Source organism: Woronichinia naegeliana WA131 (assembly GCA_025370055.1).
GTDB classification, from domain to species: domain Bacteria; phylum Cyanobacteriota; class Cyanobacteriia; order Cyanobacteriales; family Microcystaceae; genus Woronichinia; species Woronichinia naegeliana.
The window spans coordinates 4,863,713-4,887,571 of sequence record CP073041.1 but is presented as its reverse complement, the minus strand read 5'-3'; the positions used below and the strand labels follow the sequence as shown (position 1 = coordinate 4,887,571).

The following is a 23,859-nucleotide window of genomic DNA, read 5'->3' as shown; positions in this document are numbered from 1 at the left end:
TTTAGAAAAACAATATTTATTTCATGTTAGCTTTGGTATCTTTGACGGCTGCTAAAAACAATAAGACAGTTAGAGGAATGCTGCCCGCTAAAATAATGCCAGTATTGGTCATGCCCAGTTCAGGATTACCTGAAGTTAACTCAAAAATGGAACCCACTGCCGCGATCGCCGCGATACAGGAACCAAGCAAAAAAACGCCACTTTTAGGGGTCACAGAGAGAAAGCCTCCACATTGATTAAGTCAGAATTAGCAGGTTGAAAAGAGACGATTGTAGTCAGTCAACAGTCAAATTAAGGGCATTTTAATGGATCGGTTTAACCGCGTGAACAGAAAAGCCTTGTTTTTTCAAGGATTCAGCTAACGCCAAGGCATTATCAACCCGATCCACAAACATCACCCCATTAAGATGATCCATTTCATGCTGAATAACCCGCGCTAACAGGCCATCCGCTTGTCGTTTTTGAGGACGGCCAAACTCATCCTTGTAGATAACTTCGATCTCCGTTGGACGAGTGACATTGAGATAAACCCCTGGAATACTCAAACAACCTTCCTCCGCAACACAGAGTTCCTGACCCATACGGGTAATTTGAGGATTAATCAAAATCAGGGGAGGATTGCCTGCCTGATCCGGTTCACAATCCACCACCATTAATTGTTTATTAATCCCTACCTGGGGAGCCGCTAGACCAATACCTTGAGAACTATACATGGTTTGCAGCATTTCCTTGGCCAATTTGCGGATCGACTCATCTACCTTGGCAATTCGTTTAGCTGGTTGACGAAGGACGCGATCGCCGAGAAAATGCAGATCTAAGGGAGGCTTTTCTAATTTTTGTTTGTCAACAATGAGGGTCGCAGTCATAAAAAGTTGAACAGTTCGGATCTCTGGGACTGTTGGTTATTCACCAATCTTAACATGAGGATCTCTAGGCAATGACCGTTACCAATCGGGGGAAAATATTTTGCTGAATTTTAGAAAAAAATTCTGTATCATGACGAAAAAGTGAACCGCGCCCGAAACTGGCTGAAGTCCTAGCTCTTTTCTCCTCAGGCCAAGAATGACCTACAGTACCCAACAACTGCTCGATATCCTCGATCAAGAACTGCGAGCCACCTGGAACGGCAAGCGCATCCTCTTGTCATCGGCGGAGCGTTTAGATAATCCGGTGGTGGCCAAGGCCTTAGATATGCAGAAAGTGGGAAAAGTCTTTGCCTATCAAGATTTTCGTCGTCAAGTCCATGAGTATCAACAGGAATACCAAGTTTCGGGACTCATCTGGCGCGATTGTCATTTTCAAGGGCGTTCTATTCGTTTCCCTGAACTCCATAATCAATTAATTGCCGTAGCCGGAGACAAGGAAAGGCTCATGGCCGCAAAAACTGAGATTCTCGAATTTTGGCAGATTTGTACCCAGGGTATGGGCTTTTGGTTAGCAGCCCGCCATCACCGTCCCCTGCACCCCGATTCCTTAGCCGACTTTATTCAGGAAACAGAATGGGCAGAATTAGATGCCACGCAAAGCGAGTTATTTTTAGGACTATGTTGGGGCAATCCTCAAGATTATCAGTATGATTGGGCTAAACCCGAATCGGGTTATCATCGAATTGTGGCCGCCATGAATCAACCCAGTACCATCAAAGTTTAGAAAAAATAGGACAGTAGGACGGGCAATTCCTCAAGTCCATTGATCTAAAATATCCTTAAATAATGCTTCTTCCACCCAGGTTTTCACAATCACCGTTAACGGTAAAGCCAATAATAAACCAAGAACACCAAATAAACTGGCAAAAAAAAGTTGAGCCATTAAGGTGACAGCAGGCAGTAAAGAAACCTGTTTTGCCATCACAATGGGCGTTAACCAATAGCTCTCAATATTTTGAATAATAAAGTATAAAATTAAAACTGCGCCAATTTTCCAAGGGTCGTCTAGTAAAGCAATCATGATCGGAAAAACCACACTGGCAGCCGGGCCAATATTGGGAATAAAATTTAAAATACCCGCCATTAAAGCATGGACTAAGACCAGTTTAATTTGCAAGGCCCAAAGCCCTAAACCACTCATGGCGGCAATAAAAAAAGAGCTAATCATAATGCCCGTTAACCAATTCCCCAGGGCGGTTTCCGACAGGGTGAAAATCTGATCGGCTCGACGACGATAAAAGGCCGGAAATAATTTGAGCATGGCCCGACGATAGGACTGGGGATTCCTTAACATCATCACTGCTAAGGTGACAACAAATAGGATCTGTAGGGCAGCGATCGCCGAATTAGAAAAAAAAGCAAAGAAATTTTTAAAAATTTGTGGCCCCAACGATTGCAAGGGTTGAAAGGGGTTATCATTACGGAAAACTGACGGCAGCCCCCACTCCAATTCCTTTTGCTGTAACGCGATCGCCAAATCCCGAATCTTAACCCAAGCCTGGGGAGCTAAAGCCACCAAAGATTGAAACTGCTCCAGAAAAGGCGGTACAACCAACCGAAAAAAGAGCAGTACCACTAGCACTGTGGCTAAAATAGCTAAAAAACTAGCCCATTGGCGTTGTAAATCAAATTTACGCTCTAAAAACTGCACTAAGCGATTCAGAGCAATGGTAAAAATGATAGCTAAAAACAAGAGGAGCAACAGTTGCCGAACTTGCCACAGCAGTACCGCGACAATGACAACAATTGCTAATCCCAGCCATTGACTCAACTTCATTGATAATTGACAATACGAGCAAAGCCTGGGGCATCAAGACTTGCTCCACCAACTAGAACCCCGTCAATTTCTGGTTGGGCCATAATTTCATCAATATTATCTGGCTTCACCGATCCACCGTACTGAATGGGTACGTCTGCATAACTTAATTGTTCTCGAATTACCCCAATCACCCGATTGGCCTCCTTCGTTTCGCAGGTATCTCCTGTGCCGATCGCCCAAATCGGTTCGTAGGCAATCACTAATTTTTGCTGATCAACCCCGACCAAACCCCGTTTGATCTGATTAATAATGACATTTTCTGTCTCACCCGCATCCCGTTGAGCCTTGGTCTCTCCAACACAGAGAATTGGCATTAACCCATGTTTTTGGGCCGCTAATACTCGTAAATTGGCCGTTTCATCAGTTTCACCAAAATATTGCCGACGTTCACTGTGACCAATGACAACAAACTGAACACCAATTTCCGTTAACATCGGGCCAGAGATCTCCCCCGTATAGGCTCCTTGTACTTCCCAGTGTAGATTCTGGGCTCCTAGCTTAATCCGACCGCCATGTAAACTTTGAGATAGGGATGCCAGATCCGTAAAGGGTACACAGAGAACCACATCTCTTCCTTCCTCAGTTTCCTCCAATAGAGGCTTAAACACTTGCAAAAACGCCTGGGACTCCGCCTGAGTCTTGTGCATTTTCCAGTTCCCAGCAATGATAATTTTCCGCACGGTTTCTTCTAAAAGTTCTTTGAAAACGTAAAAATGGCCAGACTCCAGTGTAAGGCTTTCGGGGCTTCAGAGGAAGCAGATTTAACAATCCGCAGTAATTCTCTGCCCCATCTTGCTAGTACTTTTAGGGCAATTGATCCTGCCTTTGAACTTCCCCCAGACTTTCCCAGTCTAAAACTGTGCAACTTGCCTTTATTGTTGTTTCCTGAATTTCTATGCTGCAATTCCAAATCCACAGTGATAGTGAGATTCCTGCTTCTAAACAGCTTTTTGACCAGATTCGCTTTGCGATCGCCTCCCGTCAATATTCACCAGGCCATCGCCTACCGAGTACCCGACAATTAGCGATGATCACAGGGCTACACCGCAATACCGTTAGCAAGGTTTATCAACAACTAGAAGAATCGGGCTTAGTGGAGTCGATCGCCGGATCAGGGATTTATGTGAAAACAGAACGAAGCGAAGAAGGGATTTATTTAGACTCTCCCATTTTTCAGCAGTATCCCCAAGCCAGCCAATTAATTCAAAAAAGTGTGGATGATTTACTCTGCCAAGGATTAAATTTATCCCAGGTCAAAGAACTCTTTTTAGCCACCATTGATTGGCGTTTACGTTGTACTGCTCAGGTGTTGGTCACAGTTCCCCTACGGGATCTTGGGGCCGGAGAATTAATCCTTAAGGAATTAGAACAGGCTTTGGTGATTCCCGTCCAATTAGTACCAATGGAGGACTTAGCCGAAACCCTGGCGGAAACAAAATCTGGCACGGTGGTCACTAGTCGTTATTTTATTGCCGAAGCAGAAGCGATCGCCGCTCCCTACGAAGTGCGGGTGATGAGTGTTGATATTTATGACTACAGCAAGGAATTGGTGATGATTAAACAATTACCCAAGGATTCTTGTCTGGGAATTGTCAGCTTAAGTCCAGGGATTTTAAGCATTGCCGAGATCTTGATTCACAGTTTGCGGGGTGATGAACTTTTGGTTAAATCTTCTTTGGTTAATGATGTTAAAAAATTACGGGCATTAGTGCGGACTGCCAGAACGATTATCACCGATCCGGCCAGTCATCCCCTAGTTCTTCAGGCGATCGCGGCGCAACGAGAAGACTTAATTCGGATGCCAGAGGTAATTTGTAGCGAAAATTATATTGGCGAAAAATCGATTAATATTCTCAAACGAGAATTAGGATTAGGCTAAATTCAACTTGCTTTGCTGGCAAGCATTTTTCGCACTAACCCAAAAACTAACGAGCCACAAACCAAACTAAGGATAAAAATTGATCCCAGATAAAAAATTGGATTGCTGACAGAGTTTCCGTCTTTATCTTTAGCAGGATAGTAAGCAATTACGAGGGTAGAAACAACTTGACTGGTGGCTAAACCCGCCGTTGCTGCAATAAAGGTTTGATTCAGTTTAAGCGCATCTTCTGCTTGTTTCTGACTGGCTTTAAAAATTGTTTGATTCAGTTTAAGCGCATCTTCTGCCTGTTGTTGACTATCTTTTCTCATCGTTTCATTTAGTTTAAGGGCATCTTCTGCTTGTTTCTGACTGGCTTTAAAAATTGTTTCATTGAGAGCGCGATCGCCTTTGGCCTGTTCAATATTGATAATGCCTTCGATGGTGCGGACAGAATTTTCTAATAATCTTAAGCCTGAACTGAGACTGGTTAGATCGGAGCTAATTTGGGGTAAATATTTTTCGCTGACAATGGGAGTAAAGGCTTGTAAACAGGGTACGTTGAGCTCGGTAACGAGACGTTGATAGTTTTTAAAATTGGCTTCAATGGTATTTTTTTGTTCTTCTAAATAACTGAGGGTTTCGGCATAACTTGACATTAAATTTAAGGTATGGGCTAATTCTCGTTGTAATAAGCCTAGATCGGCATCTATTTGAGGATTAACGGAGTCGTCAATTTTATTGGGTAAGTCTTTAACTCTTTTTTGGACTTCTTTGGCCGCTTCTTTTAAATTAGCTTTATAATGACGACTTCTTTGGTAAGCCCAAATGATTTTATTACGATACAAAAATAATTTTGTTAGTTGGGGATAATTTTTGTTAATAGTTTGATAAAATTGGTTATTTTCATTAGGGGGAAATAGGGCAATTAAGAGATGACGGTTTTGATCGCCGCGATCGCTGGGCAATTGCCAACATTCAAAAAAAGTTGCACCAAAAGCATTTTGATCACTTAAATTAAGATCGGTTTTTAAGGTATCTTCCCAACTTAAATCATCAAATAACTGCAATTGTTCATAGATATTTTTGGCCACTATTTCGGGCTTTTGTTCAGGAGATGTTAGTTTTGCCCAAACAAACCAACTTTGTCCAAACTTGATCTCACTTATATCGGTAGTTTTATATTTTTGCTCAATAGTCTTTTTAATGGCTTGAAAGCTATTGATTTCACGGGGATCAAGTGGTTCACAATCTTCACTTTTATCGCTAGAGCAGTTGATTTGTAGAGCGTAGGTATCGCCAATTTTAACAGGATTATAAAAGCCATCCTGGGGTTCAAGGAATAATTTTTCTACGTCTGTTTTGAAGAGCGGAATATAGTCTGAAGTTTTAGCTTCTCTTTGTTGAAATTCTTTTAATTGAAGATCATTCAGCTTGTCGCTATAAATTTCCTTCCAAAAGTTACGAGAATTTTCGTCGATTTCTAAATCGCTTTGGCCAAGACCTTCTGCTAGTTGATAAACAAACAGATCAATAGTGGGATAAATCAGCAAATTATTTGTCATTTAAAACATCTGGTAGGGGCGCATTGCGTGCGCCCAAAAGGTCAAATTAATGATTTATTGTCTGGATTTGGAAACCAAACCCCTACGGTTTTTAATATTCATATTATTTGGATTTGGGAACCAAACCCCTACGGTTTTTATCATAAAATTAATTGGATAATTAGGAAAATTGATCTTTAAAAAATTGAACAGGGTTTTCTGCCACGATTCCCTCCTTAGCCATTTGAAGGGCTTTTTCCGCGTCAAGTTGCCTTAATTTCTCTAAAATCTTTTCTAAGTTAGTTGACTGACTATATTTGGTAATATTATCAATCAAAAGATTATCTGTATTGGAAGATTCAGGGGGGATCATTGACTAAATTAAGTCTGCCTTTATTGCGTTCGCTAGGGGCATCGAAATATTGACGGGCTGATTTATAAATTGCCGATAAGTCCGAAGATTGACGAGCGATCGCATCTAATTTAACCAGATTTGCTAATAAGTTTTCGCTTAAAAGATGCAATTGATTTTGCAGATCGGGCGTAAGGGGTTCGGATTGGGTGGTGAGTGCCACTAAAAAGGCTTTGAGGGTAACGGCTTCGTGGTCTTTCATAGTCCAGTCAGGGTAAAAGCTGCCCAAAAATAGGGGCTTTCGTAGGGAATAGAGTCTGATTTCATTGTAGCAAGTTCATCCAGGCGATCGCAGAGCCAGGGTCGCAGGCTATGGTCGTCGGGTAGTGCATCCATCTGTTGTTGATACCAATGACTTAGTTCGGCAACGGAGGCAGTTCTGAGCCAATGTTTGGCTTCGCTGAGGGCCTGACTTTCAGGTTTGCCTGTTAAACGGCGGTGATGAAATTCCACCATCAGAACGGCACTGGCAACCGATTCTACTGTCCAGAGGGTACTAACAACCTTGGCAACGCCTGCATAGAGAAAGGCACTAACAATACCGATATACTCAGTGGTAATGGTTTGATTGCCTGCGATCGCGGTTTCACAGGCACAGAGGCAAACCAAATCGTAGGGACTCAAATCGAGTTTAATAATCTCGTTGAGGGTCAGGCGATCGGCTTGGCTCAGGGCGAGGGCAGATTGCAGAGGTTGTTTAAAGTTATAGTAACCGTGACCTGTAAAGTGGAGGACGCTATGGGGTTGGTTTAGTTGGGCGGTAACTTGCGAGAGGGTGGTTTGACTTTTATGGCGGCGGGTCGTCTGGGGATACAGGCGACAAATCAGTTCTGATTCGGCTTCGGCGGCGGTCAGGGGCGGAAATTTGGTTACGGTTCCATCGTCATTGGTTTGGATACTATCGGGGTTTTCGATGCTCAGGAGTCGGTTTTCGGGGTTAGTCGGGTGGGCCAAGAGGTTAATACCGACTTGAATACTGGGCAAATAGGAGACGGTGTATTGATTAGTAAAGAGGCTATCGAGGGGGAAGAGGTGCAGATCGCGGTGTGGAATGAGAATTAGGCGATTAATTTGGGGAAATTGGGCTAGTTTTGTTTCAATTTCAGGGATGGAGAGGAGATTTTTTAGGCTTTTGAGGCTTTGGTAAAGGCGATCGCGCCAGGAGTTTCCCTCTGCTTCGTTTTGAGGGTTGATCCCCCCTGCCCCCCTTAAAAAGGGGGGTGTACTTGTTTGTGGGGAGTCGTTAATAACTGAGTTGATCTCGCCTGCTTCGTTTTGAGGGTTGATCCCCCCTGCCCCCCTTAAAAAGGGGGGTGTACTTGTTTGTGGGGAGTCGTTAATAACTGAGTTGTTACCGTCTGCTTCCCTTAAAAAAGGGGGGGTACTGGTTTGTGGGGAGTTGTCAATAATGGAGTTGTTAACGTCTGCTTCCCTTGATAAGGGGGGTGTACTTGTTTGTGGGGAGTTGTTAATAACTGAGTTGCTCGCCTCTGATTCCCTTTTGTTTTGAATAATTACCGTTTTTCCAGAGAACACAATACTCACATCTTGAACTTCTGCTCGGTTCCCCCCTTTTGAAGGGGGGTTAGGGGGGATCAAACCGCTTTTTGGAGAATTTTGAGGGAATTTAGTAGAATTTTCGCTGGTTTCTTTTTTGTCGGTGGGATAGTCTTTTTTCCAACTCTTGATCCAGTTTTCGAGTGCGATTAATTGGGGAAAATCAGAGGTAATCGCTTCAAGTTGATCGCCCGTGAGCAGAAAGGTTGTCAGGGCATTCGCGCTAAGATGCCAGTACAAAATGGCGGTATGGGGTTGCAGTTGCAAAAAGGTTTGCATTTGGCCATAGTCGGGACTCAGGGCGGGTTGATTGCTCAATAGTCCCTGACGCAACAAGGCATTTTTATCCTGTTCGGCAATTTCTAGGGCGGTGGGCCAATCCCCCGTCTGCACCACCAACACGACGGTTAATTCATTAAAAGCAGGTCTAAATTGACGTTCAAACTGGTCTTGAGCGGCTCCTGTTTTCTGGCTTAAAAGTCGCTCTAGTAGGTCAGTTCCTTTGCGTAACAGGGTTTGGGCGGTTTCGGTATCTTTGAGGGCGGTGAGGACGCGAATTAAGTCCTGTAGGGTTTTGAGGTGAGCCGTCGGAAATTGGTCTTCCGTGAGGGCTTCTAGGGCTGTTTCGTAGCAAGGAACCGCTTCTTGCCAAAAATGGGCGGGATTTTTTTGGCGGCGTGCGTAGTAATAATCATTGGTGTCAACTTAAGCCAAAATGCCTACTCACAAAAGATTAGCCTAAAAGCAGGCGGAAGTAAGAGTAGGCTGAAAAAAAGGTTAGTATATAAAAAAGTGAGCAAAAAACAAATGGCAAGACAACATCCTCGGAGAAAAGGAAACCCAGACTTACGTCGTAAGACAAATCAGCCAGGGGTAGAAATCCCTGAAATAACAAAAGAGTTGTTTGAATTACTAGAACCCACAATGTTTACACCATTAAAATATTTACAGGGAACTCATGAGAAAATGATGAGAGATAGGGTGCTAAATTTACCAGTAATGGTGGCATTAGTGTTAAGTATAGTGTATCGTCAAATAGCGGGTATAAGTGAAGCGGTAAGACTGTTAGAGGAAGAGGGATTGCTATGGGTAGCATCATTAAAAGTAAGCAAACAGGCAGTATCAAAAAGAATGATGAATGTGCCAGCCGAAATATTTGCAATATTACTAAAAGGAGTGTTAGAAAAAGCAGCCGAAAAAGGGAAGAAGCTCCAAGTAGGAGAAAAATGGGAAAAAATAAGAGAAAAGTTTAGTGCAGTGTGGATAGCAGATGGCTAAACGCTAGAGCAGATAAGGAAAAATATGAAAATAAGTAAAGAAGAAAAGAGTAAATTGGGGGGTAAAATAATGATGGTAGTGGAAGCCTTTACCCAAAGACCCGTTACTTTATGGTACACAGAAAATGATAAATCAAATGATAAAATATGGTGTGAAGAATTGGCAGCTAAATTACCAGAAAATGGTTTAATTCTCGTAGATATGGGATTTTTTAGCTTTGTGTGGTTTGATTTGTTAACAGAAGCTAAAAAGTTTTTTCTAACCAGATTTAGAGCGGGTACATCTTACAAAACCAAACAAGTATTGTCTCAAGGTAGTCATTACAGAGATGAGATTATCATTATGGGAAATTACCGTTCTAATCCTTGCAAGCATCCGGTGAGATTAGTCTCAGTATTATGGGGAACAATCTGGTATCAGTATTTAACAAATGTGTTGTCTCCCGAACAACTGTCCGCCGAAGAGGTCTGTGATTTATATCGAAGACGATGGACAATCGAAGAAGCCTTTTTATTAACGAAAAGACTTTTAGGACTAGCCTATTTATGGGTAGGTAATAAGAATGGTGTCCAAATCCAGATTATTTGCACTTTGATTTTCTATACGGTCTTAAATCAATTGGTAGGGGAAGTGGCGATTGCTCTAAATCAACCGAAAGAAAAAATCTCAGTAGAGATGGTGTTTCGGAGTCTATACTATGTAGCGAAGGCTATTGCTAGAGGAGAAAAGCCTGATACAGTAACCTATCTGGCTGAACGTGCTAAGTTATTTGGTTTGGTCAAAGCTGAGAGAAAGCGACATCGAGAAAAGGCCGCTCTCAATCAACAAATTTGGGAACCCATTCCTTTAAGTTGACACGGATGAGTAATAATGCGCTATTCCTGTTTCTCTATAAAGCATTCCCCAACCTTCGGGATCGGTGGCTTGTTCTACATATTTCAAGCCTTCGCGCAGACAAGCAAGTTGTCCTTGATAATCAGGTTTTTCTAGGTCGGGGTGGCGCATTTCTAAGGGTAAAGAATGGATAACGAACGTTCTTTTTTTTACCAATTGAGCAACTGCACTAGCCCGATTTACCCAGGCTTGCCAATATTTTCCTCTGGTTAAACTTAAAACATTGTCATAGGAGGCGATCGCTTCTTCTAATCTGCCTAAATTAAATAACGCAACCCCTCGGTTACTCCAAGCTTCTTTATCAGGTTTAAATTTCAAGGCATTGTCAAAGGAGGTGATCGCTTCTTCTAATCTGCCTAAATTTAATAACGCACTCCCTCGGTTAACCCAAGCTTCGTACTTATCAGGTTTAAATTTCAAGGCATTGTCAAAGGAGGTGATCGCTTCTTCTATTCTCCCTAAATTTAATAACACATTCCCTCGGTTGTACCAAGCTTCGTGCCAATCAGGTTTAATTTTCAAAGCTTGATCAAAGGAGGCGATCGCTTCTTCTATTCTCCCTAAATTAACTAACGGATTCCCTCGGCAGCCCCAAGCTAAGTGGTCATCAGGTTTGATTTTCAAGGCATTATCATAGGAGGTGATCGCTTCTTCGTTTCTGCCTAAATCATCTAACGCATTCCCTCGGTAGCCCCAAGCTAAGTGGTCATCAGGTTTGATTTTCAAGGCATTATCATAGGAAGAGATCGCTTCTTTTAATCTGCCTAAATTAAATAACGCAGCCCCTCGGTTATTCCAAGCTTCGTGGTTATCAGGTTTAATTTTCAAAGCATGGTCAAAGGAGGTGATCGCTTCTTTATAACGTCCTTCATCATATAAAGCATAGCCTTGTTCAAACCATTTTTCAGCATCACCTAAATTAATAACAGGCTCAGGAATAGAAGGTGAAGATTCTACTTTAGATTGTGTTGAATTACTCAAAAAATTATTATTTGCCAAAAGCTGATTTCCTTTGATCAAAGTAATAGCCCTTTGATTAGCTTCAATCGCTTCCCCAATTCGATTCAGATATTGCAACGCCACAGCCCGCTTAGTCCAAACCTCAGCCTGATTTTCATTAATCGCAATAGCCCGCTCAAAAAACATCAAAGCCTGCTCATAATTTCCCGCCTCAAGTTCAGCCAAACCTTGCCGATAAAACCCCTCAAAATCATCATTCTCAGAATTACTCTTATCAAGGGGGGCAGGGGGGATCAGATTCACAACATCAGAACTACTTTTCTCAAGCGGGGCAGGGGCGATCGCCTCCAAACCAGACTGCTGGGAACCCTTACCCTTCAACCAATCGAATAAACCCATCGCCATAGCTCCAAACCGTTTTTCTATTCTACTCAAAATTCTTGTGAGGATGGGGGACTGGAGGGACGGGGGGACGGGGAGACGGGGAGACGGGGAGACGGGGGGACGGGGGGACGGGGAGACGGGGAGACGGGGGGATGGGGAGACGGGGAGGATGGGGACTGTGGATAATCAAGCGAAAACAGACAATGCGATCGCCAAATAGTTAATAATTATCCATTGTCAATTGTCCATTATCAATTCAGAACCGCGATTATCTTAATTTTGTAAATCTATGATTCATTAAATACTTCAGCTAAAGTTTTGGCATCTAAAAGGCGATCGCTCCATAATTCTAAATCGGCGATCGAAGCTTGGCTCAAACGAATTTCTATCGCTTCAGGCAAATCACCAAAACGTTTGGCCAGCATCCGACGTAATAGCATCATTTCACCCTGTTCGATGCCTTGTTCGATGCCAATTCGTTCTACTGATGTAACGTAGGGCATTTTGATATTCCTCTCTAATTTACTAATTGAAGTCCAGAGTTGTTTTTCTAATTCGGGCGGTAAGGTCATCAGCCAATCAATTACCGAAAATAAGTCAATAATTCGCTGTTTTCCCCAGTCCCTTTCGTATAATAACTTAGCTAATCGCCATTTTGCCGCATAACGCGCTTGGACATCTTTACGAGTTCTTTGCGTTAATAAATGGGCTGCTGTCACCAATGCAAAAGGATTCGGATTTTCTAAAAGCTCTTCTAGTTGGGGAGCATAGTCGAGGATTTTTACACTGGCAAATTGCAAACTCATCTGACTGCCAAATAGATTGTAACTAAATCCCCCTGGTCGCCAATTTAATCGTTCATCAGCTAGTACTGCGAGAGTTGCTACGGGGCGGTGATAACGGTCATAAAGACGATAATTATAGGTAAATAATCGTTCAGCAAAGTTTGAATCTACTTGGCTTTGAACTTCGATGTGAATATAAACCCATTCTATTTCCAAGGTTCGGGTGGTTACTTGAACTAGGCAATCAATCCGTCGTTTACCGAGTTCACTATCTCGAACAATTTGAGCGAGTTCTTGATCGAGAAAGGTATGGGGTTGAGTCCAGTTGATCGCCTGATGAGCCAGGGGAAAATAGAAGTCCAAAAATTCGGGTAAATAACGGGTTAGGGCTTCTTTCCAAGGGCTATCGTAGTCGTCGTTTTGGCTATTCATCTTGTCGGAATTTTAGCATCAAACCGTGATCGCCCAACCACTCACCTCAAAACGCGATCGCCCGACTAATCACCCCAAAATGCGATCGCCTAATCAGGCAAAAAAACAGAACGCGATCGTCTAATCAGACAAAAAACACAATGCGATCGCTGTCTTGATATAGATTATAATGAAGCCAAAATATATTGCAAATAAGTCCTTGATTATGTCTAATTTATACACAATACAAGCATTTTGGGATCGGGAAGCAGAAGTTTGGGTTGCTGAAAGCCAGGATATTCAGGGTTTAGTAACAGAGGCAGAAACCCTTGATCAATTAACCCATAAACTTAAACAAATTATTCCCGATTTGTTGATCGCTAATCATGGAATTGACCAAAATCACCAACAAAATATTACTTTTGAGCTTATTGCCCATCGTCAAGAGTTAATTCAAGTAGCTTAAACTAATGGCAAAATCTTTTACACCTGAGTTAAAAAAACGATTATTAGAGGCAAATTGCTATTTTGAAAGAGCAGGGAAAGGTGATCATGAAATTTGGTATAGTCCGATCACTAATCGTCGTTTTGTTGTTGATAATTCGATCAAGTCCCGTCACACAGCTAATGCTGTTTTAAAACAAGCTGGACTAGCAAAAATATTTTAAATTGCGATCGCCCAAGCAATAACCCTAAAATGCGATCGCCTAATCAGACAAAAAATAGAACGCGATCGCCAAATAATTGATAGTTAATAATTGATAGTTAATAATTGATAACTGATAATTATCAATTGTCAATTGTCCATTATCAATTCAAAACCGCGATCATCTTAATTTTGTAAATCTATGATTAATTAAATACTTCAGCTAAAGTTTTGGCATCTAAAAGGCGATCGCCCCATAACTCTAAATCGGCGATCGAAGCTTGGCTCAAACGCATCTCTATTGCTGAAGGTAAATCACCGAAACGCTTCGTCAACATCCGACGTAATAGCATCATTTCACCCTGTTCGATACCTTGTTCAATGCCTTGTTCAATGCCTTGTTCAATGCCTTGTTCGATGCCAATTCGTTCTACTGATGTAACGTAGGGCATTCTGATATTCCTCTCTAATTCACTAATTGAAGTCCAGAGTCGTTTTTCTAATTCGGGCGGTAAGGTCATCAGCCAATCAATCACCGAAAATAAGTCAATAATCTGCTGTTTACCCCAATCCCTTTCGTATAATAACTTAGCCAGTTGCCATTTTGCCGCATAACGCGCTTGCACATCTTTACGGGTTTTTTGAGTTAGCAAATGAGCGGCTGTCACTAAAGCAAAAGGATTAGGATTTTCTAGAAGTTCTTCTAGTTGGGGAGCGTAGTCAAGAATTTTAACGCTGGCAAATTGCAAACTCATCTGACTCCCAAATAGATTGTAACTAAATCCCTTCGGTCGCCAATTTAAGCCTTCATCAGCTAGTACGGCTAGGGTCGCTACGGGGCGATGATAACGGTCGTAAAGACGATAATTATAGGTAAATAATCGTTCGGCAAAGTCTGAATCTACTTGGCTTTGAACTTCGATATGAATATAAACCCATTCTATGGCCGAGGTTAGGGTGGTAACTTGGACTAGGCGATCAATCCGTCTTCTACCGAGTTCACTATCTCGAACAATTTGAGCGAGTTCTTGATCGAGGAAGGTGTGGGGTTGAGTCCAGTCGATCGCCTGATGGGCCGGGGGAAAGTAGAAGTCCAAAAATTCGGGTAAATAACGGGTTAGGGCTTCTTTCCAAGGACTATCGTAGTCGTCGTTTTGGCTATTCATCTTGTCGGAATTTTAGCATCAAACCGCGATCGCCTAACTACTCACCAATAAATTTGATAACAGTTATTGCTATTTGTTGTTATTGCAGCGAAAATATTAATATCAAGATGATTAGAGGATTAGGTCTATGAACGTGTCTCTGACCCCTGAGCTAGAAAGCTTTATACAAGGAAAAGTCAACACTGGCTTATACTATTCTGCTAGTGAAGTTGTACGCGAAGGTTTGAGATTGTTGCAAGAACGGGATCAACTTCAGCAATTGCGTTTGCAAGAATTACGCCAAGATATTCAGGTAGGTTTAGATAGTGGTGATGCTACCCCTCTTGATATGCAGAGCGTGAAAGCAAAAGCACGGCAACACAAGCAACAGAAACAGGTGTAAAAATGGCAATCCTTTTGAAGCGTCCGCTTGCTGAATTGGATTTGCTGGATATTTGGGATTACATTGCCGATGATAGTCCAGATAGAGCGGATGATTTTTTAGATCGAATAGAAAGTAAGTTGATAACTTGGCTCAAAATTCTAGTTTAGGTCGGAAAAGACCCGATTTGTTGCCAGATTTACGGAGTTTTCCCATTGATAATTATGTTGTCTTTTATCAACAGATTGAGGATGGAATTGATGTGATTCGATTGCTTCATGGTTCAAGAGATATGGAGGAAGTATTTAAACAAAATTAATGTATTGCGATCGCCTAATCAGGCAAAAATATAGAACGAGATCGCCTAATTAGATTTCTACCTAATTTTCATCAAATAAATTTTCTAGATCCTGCCTACCATTTACAACCCGTACAATTTCGAGTTAATTATCTTTGGTAACAAGGCAAAGGATAATATATCCTTGTATTGGTAATCCTCTTAATCCATTGCTAATTGAAGCGTAACTCCTTCCGATAAAAGGGAAGTTAACAAGATACTTGCATTTTTGATTAAATTCTTGAAAAAATTTTTCTCCTGCATCTATATTTCTTATCAGAAAATATTCAGCGATCGCATCCAAGTCTTGACAAGCGGCTTTAGAGATTTGTGGACGAATCACTTAGCCGTCTCCTTAGTTTCACGAAACTTGTCAAGAATCCCTTCGACTACCTGTTCCGCATCAAGGCTCTCACCTCGTTCTAGTTGAGCTATGCCGATGGCAACCTTTTGGCGAGTTTCTTCTAGCCATTCTGTATATTCTCGATCAAGTTTTTCTAGCAAAAAAAGGGCCACGTTGATGGCTTCGTCATGGTTGCGATACTTTCCTACTTCTAATTGCTTCTGGATAAATTTTTGACTTTCTGGGTTTAGTAAAATTTCCATAATTTTTGACTCAGCAAATAAGTTCACTCAATACTAGAAAATCCGCTCCAAGTTTATACTCTTAATAAAATTTTACTGTCATGATTTAATGCTATGTAAAAGTAACAAGCCCATTTTACCGCAAAAATAGGAAATTTGTGTCTGGATAACGCGATCGCCATCTTCTATTACGAAAAATGTGATCGCTTTGTAATTGATAGTTGATAATGAATAGTTGATAATTATCCATTGTCAATTGCCCATTATCCATTCATCGCGATCGCTTTGTAATTGATAGTTGATAATGAATAGTTGATAATTATCCATTCATCGCGATCGCTTTGTAATTGATAGTTGATAATGAATAGTTGATAATTATCCATTCATCGCGATCGCGGTTTTACAGGATCATATGCATGAAATAGGCCAATTAGCGTTGCCACTCATCATCGTATTTTTATTTTTATGAGTACAGATCCCTGGCGATCGCCTGAATCTCGGTAATGGAGAAAAGTGCGCGAAATGTTAAATCCTTGGAACGGTAAAATTCAGCCCCTCCCTGTTCTCGATCTACCAAAGTAATCACTTCATTGACTTGATAGCCCGCATCACGGAGACGCTCGACCGCTAACATGGCCGATTTGCCCGTTGTTACCACATCTTCTAGTACGACAACATGGGTACCGGCAGGAAGATTGGGGCCTTCAATGTAAGCTTTAGTTCCATGACCCTTCGCCTCTTTGCGAATAATCAGAGCAGCCACAGGACGGTTTTCGTAGGCAGAAACCACACTGACGGCTGTCACCAGCGGATCGGCCCCCAAGGTTAGACCAGCTACCGCGATCGCCGTTGGAGGTAATTCAGCTAAGAGCAAACGACCGACTGCCAAAGCCCCCTCTGCGGTAAGAGTAACTTTTTTGCCGTTGATATAGTAGGGACTCGGCTGACCGGAGGACAAAACAAAATCCCCCTCTTGATAGGCCAAACTGGCGAAAAGGGTCAGAAGATGATGACGGAGGGCCGACAGATGGGCAGTTGCTAAAGAGAGAGGAGAGAGCGGATCAGAGGTCATAATCAAATAATTCGCAAATGTTAACGCAGGCTCCCTTCGGGAATGGGGGAATTTTCGGTAAGATTGAGATAGAAAAGGTCAATAACGCTTGGGAAAAAACAGTCCTGTAAACTAAGCTAGTCTCAATATAAACTTTAGTCAGGCCCATCGTTCAACTCTTTTAGGCAAATTGTGAGGAGCCAATCGCTATGGAAAGCCTAGTGTCTCGATTTTTATCCGCCAGTTCCCTCGGAACCGTTCTCAGCCTTCTTGCTCTAGGAATGCCAGCGATCTCCCAGGAGATGAACCCTGGGAAAACCGTCCCCGTCCCCGGCCCATCATCCTCTCCATCCCTTTCCCAAGATTATACTAACTATACTGGGATGATTAACCAGATTAATAGCATTGACCAACTCCGCGATGTGTCGCCTCAATCCTGGTCCTATGAAGCCCTTAAAAATCTAGTCGAAAATTATGGCTGTATTGTCGGTTATCCAGACCGCACCTATCGCGGCGATCGCCCCTTAACCCGTAATGAATTTGCGGCGGGACTGAATGCCTGCTTAACTCAAATCGAAAAACGCATTCTAGAAGCACGGGGTCAGAGCCGTAATGTTTCCAGTAGTCCGATGATCGACGCTGGTATGACTTCTTCAGGCGAAACAGGAGTACAACCTGGTGATCAATTAATTAACGTTTTTAATCGGGCCTTTTATAACGAAACAGAACGTTTTTATGACGGCACTAATATATCAGGACAAGCCAACAAGATTTTTGGCTGGCGAACCTTTCCTGGCTCCTTCTTTGATAATCAAATTGCCAATGATGCAGCAACCTTTGAAGCCATTTACCACGATGCCCTGGCCCAACAAACAACCGGACAGAATATTCGTACCAGAGACTTGGCCAATCCCTTCAATACCTCTTTGATCGAAAATCCTAGCTATTTAAAAATGGTAAACCCAGCACCGTCGTCCTTTCCTCTCCCCGTTTCTTCCTATTAGTGGTTGAGTGATGGTAGGTATTGAGGAAGATTGACTAAGTTAAAACGAATTATTCGCCATCCCCTGACCCTCGTATTAGGGATTACGTTGGTGGGACTAGGGAGTATTGGCACCTGGCAACTTCATCGTTGGTTAAAGCAACAACTACCCGACTGGTTAGCAAGCCAAGCTACTCGTATTATTCATCGCCCCGTTCAGATTTCCGAGGTTCAACAGCTTTCTCTGACTCAATTGACTCTGGGGCCAGCTTTTTTACCGGCAACTCCCCAGAATGCCAACAGTTTTAAAGCACAATCCGTTGTTATTACCCTTGAGCCTTGGCAACTGCTACATCGAGGAACTCTCAAGGCCGTGGTTCAGTTTCAGGAAGCCCAGGGCCAGATTCAGCCTAATGATCAGGGGCAATGGTTGAATGTTCAGGTAGAAGAAGTCAAATTACCGCTTCCCCTGGATTTAACCATTAAGACGGAAAAAGCAGCTATTCAAATTCAAAAATCAGCAAAATCGCCCCCTGTCTCGTTACAGGTGACAGGCAAAGTTCGTTATCTCGAATCTGCTTCCTCTCGTTGGCAATATGTGTTAAATGTCCGAGGTAAACAGACAGATATTGACCTCACAGGAGAAACCCTTAGTGCCAATAGCCAAAGTCAATTGGCTCTCGTGATTAAACAGCTTTCTCTTCGAGAATTTAGTGTTTTATTACCGGCTTCTTGGCTCAAAATAGAACAGGGTAATATCATTGCAGATCTGAGTTTATTCCTACCAAATCTTGATCATTTATCCCAAGCCAAGGGAAGGGGTACGATTAACTTAAATCCCTTAGAAGCTAGGTTAAAAAAACTAGAACAACCGCTATTTTTAAATCTTAATATTGCGCTCAAAGACCAAAGGATTATTTTTGACAATACCCAACTAACCTGGGGAACTTTAAGCACGAAACTAATAGGCTATTATCATTTTGTCACAGGTTTTAATCTTTATAGTGAGATTACCCTTAATCAATTAAATGCTTTAACAACTTTAACTAATTTTTTACCTCAAGGAATTTCTCTTCGAGGTCAGATAAAATCTCAGATCCATTTGACAGGAACTTTAACCACTCCCTTGGTAAGGGGTTTAGTTAAAACCAGTCAACCGTTGTACCTCAATAGAGTGCCTTTAGGTCAATTAACAGCCGCTTTTACAATTGATAAAAAACGTGTCACGATTAAAGAGGTAAGTTGGATCTCTGATCTGGGGAGATTTTTAGTAAAGGGCTATCTAGAACCCAATTTTCTGCAATTATGGCAAGATATTATTCGTCATCAATCTATCCGTTGGCAAAAAATTCCCTTCCATTTTTCAGCACAGGGCAAAGTCTCTCTAGCTTCATCTCTCGCCACCGTGATACCTCGCCCTATTCATTTAAAGGTTACTGATTTATTCACTCAAGCTGAAATCAATGGTAATTTAGGCAATCTCCAAATCAAAGCGACCTGGCAACCCCTATCTAGCACTAATATTTCTAATCTGCCATTGCTTTCTCTTTCAGGTCAATTGACTTTAACTCAACAGCATTTATCGTTCATTAATTATTTAAAAAATAATAATCAAACAATTGCTAAAATTATTGGCAAAAGTGATTTTCAACAACATCAATGGCAATTAATCGCCACTAGTCAGGCGATCGCAGTTCAGGACTATTTAGGCGATCGCTGTTCTTCATCATTGTTGTTTTACCAGGCATTCTGTCAGGGAAATCTTCGACTAGAGCAGGGCAAATTATTTGTCAAAGGAAAATTTGCTCACTGGTTGCCCACTGTTACCCAAGCTCAAGGGTTAGCTCAATTCCGTTTTCAGCAGTCTCCTTTAATCGCAAATTTACAATGGCAAGGTGGACTCTTAACCAATACCATTACCTGGGATAAATTATCACTCAATCCTTGGCTTGATCCGGCTGCTCCTTCGTTACAAGTCAAGCAAGGTCGATTACAAAATATCGTTGTAACTCAAGATTTATGGTTAAGGCGATCGCCGAATAATTTTAAACTTAACCTTGATGCCATTAACTCTTCCCTACAAACCCAATTTCAGATAGGCAGAGAAACGGGAAATATTCAGGCAAGTTTAGCCCAGAATCAGATCAAAGTATTCGGACGTTTACCTCGCTTAAATCTAAATGCTCTTTTTCCTAGCATAACATTACCTATTAAATTACAAGATACTCATTTTCAGTTAACCAATTCTCTCGATACTTTTCTCGCTCAAGAAATTCATCTTAACAACTTAGGCAATTTTTTAAATTATTTAAAAGGAAAAATAAACTCTCAGATTTTAGTAGCAGAGCAGCCAATTTCAGCCTTAGTTACGATCCAAAATAATCAATGGCGAGCTAAGGCCAAGGCTCCAAATATTAGACTTAAACCCATCAAAAAGTTACCAAATTTTATCTCTTCAGCCTTAATGGCTTTACCTCTCAATAGCAATCTAGAACTGTCGGGAAATTTGCAAACCCTACTTTTTGCAAAAACCTTTGTTCCAGTAAACCTCGATCATTTTAGCCTAGCTAGTTATCCTTATCAACTTACAGGTAAGGGAAATATTATACTCACAAAATCCTGGACAAAACCTGATATTGAAGAAGTAAAACTTTCCCTCCAGACTCGTTCTCCCCTGACAAAAATTAACTTCAATCCGATTCTAGAGCGTTTAGCTGTTCAACGGAATCTTTTACCCCAAAATCTAAAATTACAAGGTCAGGTTGATTTTACAGGAGTGTTATTAGGAAAACAACTTTTAACCCATCCTTTTTTATTCGATAATCTACAACTCACAGGTCAGGTAAAGCTGAGAGATCTACAAGTTAATCGCTTTGCCTTTGAACCGCAATTAAGCGGCCCAATTATTATTAAAAATGGTCAAGTAGTTAGTCTTAATCTCAAGGGAAAACGAGATCAAATTTCAACTCAATGGCAAGCCTGTTTCCAGAGCAACTGTTCCTTTCCTTATTTTCCTAAATCCCTTAATATTCAACAGTTTAATAGCCAGAATAAACCCATAATTATTACAGGACAAGGCGATCGCGATCGCTTTGTAACGCAGATCAAATCTTTTCCCGTTGAATTATTAGAATTAGCTTGGCTTCAGCCCCTCGGCATTGATCAACCCTTGGGAGGAATGGCCCAGGGAAATCTTATCTTTAATTTAGCCGATAGCACTGCCTTGGGAACTTTAAGCATTGATCGTCCCCATTTCAACTTTTTACAAGCCGAGCGTTTTAATACTGATTTTCGCTATGCGGATCAATTGATTTCACTTCAGCAGACGATTTTAAGGCTAGGTAAACAAGACTATGAGATCGCCAACGGTTCATTAAATCTGCGATCGGGCGCACTTTTAGCAAATTTAAGCATTCGGGATGCCAATATTCACGACCTATTGCAAGAATGGAATATTTATGAAATTGCTCCTCTTCTAGCCAGGCTACAAACTTCCTTAGGAACAGTCAAAAACACCGTTATTAATCCCCAAAATTCTCCCTTATCCGAACAATTAAATCAACTGTGGCAGGTTGATCGGCTCATTCGACAACAGACTCAACAACAGCGCGAAAATCCTTGGCCGCAGGTGTTAGATTTACGGGGAAAATTTACCGCCAATTTTAATTTAGGGGGAACCTTACTTGTGCCGACCTTAGACTTTCAAGTACAGGGTAAGCATTGGCTCTGGCAAACCCAGGCTCCTGCTCCTGCCTTAATTGATCCCTTGGGTTTAGTGATTAAATCGTCTCAAGTTATCCCCCTTGATCAATTTTCAGTTAAGGGGGTTTGGCACGGCCATCATTTTTCTTTGGAATCCTATTTACAAAGCAGTGGTATGGAAGGAGAAGCAAATCTTCAAGCCCTTCGCCAAGGTTCAGAATTGCAGCTAGAATCAGCCAATTTTAGAGTGAATAATTTGTCTTTAGATTTAGTCCAAGATTTTGTTAAATTTCCCCTCGATATTAGTGGTTTTATTGACCTATCGGGAAACGTTAAAGGTAGTTTTAAACAACCCCAATTGAAAGGTATTTTTAATTTACAGGATTTAGCATGGAATGGTCAATTATTGCGCCAAGATATTGCCGGAAAATTTGCCTATCAAGATCGGAATTTTTCTCTGGCAACTACGGCTCCTGATGCTATTCAATTGGCAACCAATCTTTCCTTACCAAATCAGAGTAATACAGATTATTCTTTTGCTGTGCAAGTTACGCTGACCACCGAGGCCCTAGCCTTACTAGATAATCTGACCAGCGATCGCCTCATCTGGAAAAAAGGAGAAGGTAGCTTGCACCTCCAAACCAAGGGGACAATAACCCCTGGCAATCCTTTACAATTAAATTTAGATCCGCAGAGTGAAATTCGTCTTTCTCTGGCCGATGTTGCCTTGAAAACGCCCTTTTTCCGTCAATTATTAAACCTCGATGGCAACCTTATCCTCAAGGATGATCATTTTATTTTTGAAAATTTTAAGAGTAATATTGGTGGTCAAGGTATCATCAGTCAAGGTATTTTGCCGTTATTTCCTCCCCCTAAAGACAAGGCGAGCTTAAGCAATCCCCTAACCCTTAGTTTCACTCAGCGAGATGATGATCCGAGTCATTTATATCGAGGCGAATTTCAGGGCAATATCAGGATTAAGGGCTCGGCTTTAACCCCGATTATCGGTGGAAAAATTCTCCTAAAAGATGGCATTTTATCCCTTCCAGCCTCCCTTCCGATTTTTTCTTCAACTTCTCCTATTCAAGTACAATGGTTTGAAAAGAAAAATCCTCAGCTTTTTTTATTAGAGGTTCCCCAATTCCAAGATCTAGAAATTGTTTTGGATCAGGTTGAACTCAGAAAAGAACAAAAATTTCCTCGTTTTGCCTTTAATGTTAGTGGAATTTTAATGTTTAATGGCTTGTTAAATAGTCTCCATTCAATTGAACCCAGGGGAGAAATTCGAGTTAATCAAGGTTTTATGGATTTCTTTCCCAGTCGTGTGTTTATTAATGAACATCAACCTAATACCCTAACCTTTTCTCCTCGCCAGGGCATCCTCAATCCCGTCGTCGATTTAAAGTTGCAAATGTATTTATTTGATCTGGGTTTAATCACGTCCAGAGATAATAGTATTCCTGATGATTTGGTGCAAAGTGGGCAGTCTCAATCTCTATTATTAAATATTGGCATTCAAGGTAATGCAGCCCAATTATTACCGGAACAAGCTTTACCTAAATTAGCCAGGCTACAACGCGATCGCTGTCTTGTATTATCAAATGAGCAACCACCTTTTTCATCCGAAACTCTGCTTTCACCCACAAACCTATCTCAAGTTAGTGATTGTCTTAAAAATCATTCCTTGGGAATTAGTTCTATGCAGGATTTAGTTCGTTCGCCGCTCGTTTCTATTTCCAGTGTTCCGCCGATGACGCGCAATCAATATTTAACGCTATTTGCCAATCAATATCCTAATATCAGTTTGCAGGAACAAAATGATCAACCACTGGTTAAAGCAGGATTTCCTCAGGTGGGAGCAACGGTGATTCCTTCGGTACAAAATTGGATTTTTGATGCCAATATGCAGTTTATTACCTGGGGTAATCAAATCGGTCTGGATACATTACAGATTTATCCGACTCTTTCCACTCAATATCGTCTCGATAAAAATCAAGTAATTCGAGTGGATTATGACTATAATCTTAATCAAGCGAGGATTCGTTATCAACAACAATTCTAATTTCTAATCATGTGTTTTTCTATTTCGCTAATTCAAAAGTAGAAGGTTAAATTTATGGCCTCAATTACAGGAACTAATGGCAACGACATACTGTTTGGTACCTCATATAACGACACCATCGATGGTCTCTTGGGTGCCG

Annotated in this window: 21 protein-coding genes and 2 pseudogenes; 10 read left to right on the top strand and 13 right to left on the bottom strand. The window is 41.5% G+C overall.

Translation table 11 applies throughout. The features are described from left to right. Positions 1-16: 16 nt before the first annotated feature. Entirely contained in the window at positions 17-214 is a 198-nt protein-coding gene (locus KA717_24450) for a hypothetical protein (GenBank protein UXE59087.1), read from the bottom strand. Positions 215-302: 88 nt separating this feature from the next. After that, positions 303-866: a peptide deformylase gene (gene def, locus KA717_24445; GenBank protein ID UXE59086.1), complete on the bottom strand. Its 564-nt coding sequence runs from the start codon at positions 864-866 to the stop codon at positions 303-305. A gap of 196 nt (positions 867-1,062) precedes the next feature. Here def and KA717_24440 point away from each other — a divergent pair, with 196 nt between their 5' ends. Beyond that, positions 1,063-1,650, top strand: coding sequence for a hypothetical protein (locus KA717_24440; protein ID UXE59085.1), 588 nt, complete (start codon positions 1,063-1,065; stop codon positions 1,648-1,650). 30 nt (positions 1,651-1,680) lie between these two features. Here KA717_24440 and KA717_24435 read toward each other — a convergent pair whose 3' ends face one another. Then, complete coding sequence (locus KA717_24435) at positions 1,681-2,703, bottom strand: AI-2E family transporter (protein UXE59084.1); 1,023 nt, start codon at positions 2,701-2,703, stop codon at positions 1,681-1,683. Then, positions 2,700-3,425, bottom strand: coding sequence for a triose-phosphate isomerase (gene tpiA, locus KA717_24430; protein ID UXE59083.1), 726 nt, complete (start codon positions 3,423-3,425; stop codon positions 2,700-2,702). The genes KA717_24435 and tpiA overlap by 4 nt, the downstream gene beginning before the upstream one ends. A 215-nt stretch (positions 3,426-3,640) precedes the next feature. Here tpiA and KA717_24425 point away from each other — a divergent pair, with 215 nt between their 5' ends. Then, positions 3,641-4,624, top strand: coding sequence for a GntR family transcriptional regulator (locus KA717_24425; protein ID UXE59082.1), 984 nt, complete (start codon positions 3,641-3,643; stop codon positions 4,622-4,624). A gap of 2 nt (positions 4,625-4,626) precedes the next feature. Here KA717_24425 and KA717_24420 read toward each other — a convergent pair whose 3' ends face one another. The 3 genes from KA717_24420 to KA717_24410 all read right to left on the bottom strand — a co-directional run bounded on the left by KA717_24420 (position 4,627) and on the right by KA717_24410 (position 8,518). After that, a complete protein-coding gene (locus KA717_24420; GenBank protein ID UXE59081.1) occupies positions 4,627-6,168 on the bottom strand; it encodes a hypothetical protein in 1,542 nt (513 codons plus the stop codon). Between the two features lie 338 nt (positions 6,169-6,506). Further along, positions 6,507-6,761 carry a hypothetical protein gene (locus KA717_24415; protein UXE59080.1) on the bottom strand — a complete coding sequence of 85 codons (255 nt, stop codon included), beginning with the start codon at positions 6,759-6,761 and terminating at the stop codon, positions 6,507-6,509. Further along, complete coding sequence (locus KA717_24410) at positions 6,758-8,518, bottom strand: CHAT domain-containing protein (GenBank protein UXE59079.1); 1,761 nt, start codon at positions 8,516-8,518, stop codon at positions 6,758-6,760. The genes KA717_24415 and KA717_24410 overlap by 4 nt, the downstream gene beginning before the upstream one ends. A gap of 405 nt (positions 8,519-8,923) precedes the next feature. Between KA717_24410 and KA717_24405 the strand changes: the two are divergent. Beyond that, a pseudogene (locus tag KA717_24405) lies at positions 8,924-10,249 on the top strand (IS4 family transposase). Here the strand turns inward: KA717_24405 and KA717_24400 are convergent. Together KA717_24400 and KA717_24395 are read right to left on the bottom strand one after the other, a co-directional pair. Further along, positions 10,241-11,683, bottom strand: coding sequence for a tetratricopeptide repeat protein (locus tag KA717_24400; GenBank protein ID UXE59078.1), 1,443 nt, complete (start codon positions 11,681-11,683; stop codon positions 10,241-10,243). The pseudogene KA717_24405 and the gene KA717_24400 overlap by 9 nt on opposite strands. 236 nt (positions 11,684-11,919) lie before the next feature. After that, a complete protein-coding gene (locus KA717_24395; GenBank protein ID UXE59077.1) occupies positions 11,920-12,849 on the bottom strand; it encodes a DUF4351 domain-containing protein in 930 nt (309 codons plus the stop codon). A gap of 205 nt (positions 12,850-13,054) precedes the next feature. Between KA717_24395 and KA717_24390 the strand changes: the two genes are divergently transcribed. Both KA717_24390 and KA717_24385 read left to right on the top strand, forming a co-directional pair. After that, positions 13,055-13,294 carry a DUF1902 domain-containing protein gene (locus tag KA717_24390; protein ID UXE59076.1) on the top strand — a complete coding sequence of 80 codons (240 nt, stop codon included), beginning with the start codon at positions 13,055-13,057 and terminating at the stop codon, positions 13,292-13,294. Positions 13,295-13,298: 4 nt separating this feature from the next. Beyond that, complete coding sequence (locus KA717_24385; GenBank protein UXE59075.1) at positions 13,299-13,496, top strand: type II toxin-antitoxin system HicA family toxin; 198 nt, start codon at positions 13,299-13,301, stop codon at positions 13,494-13,496. Positions 13,497-13,680: 184 nt separating this feature from the next. On the opposite strand, the gene KA717_24380 is transcribed toward KA717_24385, so the two are convergent. Then, a complete protein-coding gene (locus KA717_24380) occupies positions 13,681-14,640 on the bottom strand; it encodes a DUF4351 domain-containing protein (protein UXE59074.1) in 960 nt (319 codons plus the stop codon). A 127-nt stretch (positions 14,641-14,767) separates the two neighbouring features. Here KA717_24380 and KA717_24375 point away from each other — a divergent pair, with 127 nt between their 5' ends. The 3 genes from KA717_24375 to KA717_24365 are packed head-to-tail and all read left to right on the top strand — an operon-like array spanning position 14,768 to position 15,320. Further along, a complete protein-coding gene (locus KA717_24375; GenBank protein UXE59073.1) occupies positions 14,768-15,022 on the top strand; it encodes a type II toxin-antitoxin system ParD family antitoxin in 255 nt (84 codons plus the stop codon). 2 nt (positions 15,023-15,024) lie between these two features. Then, on the top strand, positions 15,025-15,171 hold the full coding sequence (locus KA717_24370) for a hypothetical protein (protein ID UXE59072.1): 147 nt from the start codon (positions 15,025-15,027) through the stop codon (positions 15,169-15,171). Between the two features lie 20 nt (positions 15,172-15,191). Then, on the top strand, positions 15,192-15,320 hold the full coding sequence (locus KA717_24365; GenBank protein UXE59071.1) for a type II toxin-antitoxin system RelE/ParE family toxin: 129 nt from the start codon (positions 15,192-15,194) through the stop codon (positions 15,318-15,320). A 124-nt stretch (positions 15,321-15,444) separates the two neighbouring features. Here the strand turns inward: KA717_24365 and KA717_24360 are convergent, their stop codons facing one another. From KA717_24360 to pyrE, 3 genes are all read right to left on the bottom strand, one after another. Next, the gene (locus KA717_24360) at positions 15,445-15,681 is read right to left on the bottom strand and encodes a type II toxin-antitoxin system RelE/ParE family toxin (protein UXE59070.1); all 237 of its coding nucleotides are present in this window, start codon (positions 15,679-15,681) and stop codon (positions 15,445-15,447) included. Further along, positions 15,678-15,944, bottom strand: a complete 267-nt coding sequence (locus tag KA717_24355; GenBank protein ID UXE59069.1) for a type II toxin-antitoxin system ParD family antitoxin — start codon at positions 15,942-15,944, stop codon at positions 15,678-15,680. The genes KA717_24360 and KA717_24355 overlap by 4 nt, the downstream gene beginning before the upstream one ends. A gap of 442 nt (positions 15,945-16,386) precedes the next feature. Next, the gene (pyrE, locus tag KA717_24350; GenBank protein ID UXE59068.1) at positions 16,387-16,995 is read right to left on the bottom strand and encodes an orotate phosphoribosyltransferase; all 609 of its coding nucleotides are present in this window, start codon (positions 16,993-16,995) and stop codon (positions 16,387-16,389) included. Positions 16,996-17,255: 260 nt separating this feature from the next. On the opposite strand from pyrE, the pseudogene KA717_24345 reads away from it, so the two are divergent. Beyond that, positions 17,256-17,567, top strand: a pseudogene (locus KA717_24345) (iron uptake porin). A gap of 441 nt (positions 17,568-18,008) precedes the next feature. Then, positions 18,009-23,720: a translocation/assembly module TamB domain-containing protein gene (locus KA717_24340; GenBank protein ID UXE59067.1), complete on the top strand. Its 5,712-nt coding sequence runs from the start codon at positions 18,009-18,011 to the stop codon at positions 23,718-23,720. The last annotated feature ends 139 nt before the right edge of the window (positions 23,721-23,859 follow it).

Coding starts and splice junctions, on each gene's coding strand:
- def (UXE59086.1), bottom strand. CDS start 866: ATGACTGCGACCCTCATTGTTGACAAACAAAAATTAGAAAAGCCTCCC.
- KA717_24440 (UXE59085.1), top strand. CDS start 1,063: ATGACCTACAGTACCCAACAACTGCTCGATATCCTCGATCAAGAACTG.
- KA717_24435 (UXE59084.1), bottom strand. CDS start 2,703: ATGAAGTTGAGTCAATGGCTGGGATTAGCAATTGTTGTCATTGTCGCG.
- KA717_24425 (UXE59082.1), top strand. CDS start 3,641: ATGCTGCAATTCCAAATCCACAGTGATAGTGAGATTCCTGCTTCTAAA.
- KA717_24420 (UXE59081.1), bottom strand. CDS start 6,168: ATGACAAATAATTTGCTGATTTATCCCACTATTGATCTGTTTGTTTAT.
- KA717_24415 (UXE59080.1), bottom strand. CDS start 6,761: ATGAAAGACCACGAAGCCGTTACCCTCAAAGCCTTTTTAGTGGCACTC.
- KA717_24395 (UXE59077.1), bottom strand. CDS start 12,849: ATGAATAGCCAAAACGACGACTACGATAGCCCTTGGAAAGAAGCCCTA.
- KA717_24390 (UXE59076.1), top strand. CDS start 13,055: ATGTCTAATTTATACACAATACAAGCATTTTGGGATCGGGAAGCAGAA.
- KA717_24385 (UXE59075.1), top strand. CDS start 13,299: ATGGCAAAATCTTTTACACCTGAGTTAAAAAAACGATTATTAGAGGCA.
- KA717_24380 (UXE59074.1), bottom strand. CDS start 14,640: ATGAATAGCCAAAACGACGACTACGATAGTCCTTGGAAAGAAGCCCTA.
- KA717_24375 (UXE59073.1), top strand. CDS start 14,768: ATGAACGTGTCTCTGACCCCTGAGCTAGAAAGCTTTATACAAGGAAAA.
- KA717_24370 (UXE59072.1), top strand. CDS start 15,025: ATGGCAATCCTTTTGAAGCGTCCGCTTGCTGAATTGGATTTGCTGGAT.
- KA717_24355 (UXE59069.1), bottom strand. CDS start 15,944: ATGGAAATTTTACTAAACCCAGAAAGTCAAAAATTTATCCAGAAGCAA.
- pyrE (UXE59068.1), bottom strand. CDS start 16,995: ATGACCTCTGATCCGCTCTCTCCTCTCTCTTTAGCAACTGCCCATCTG.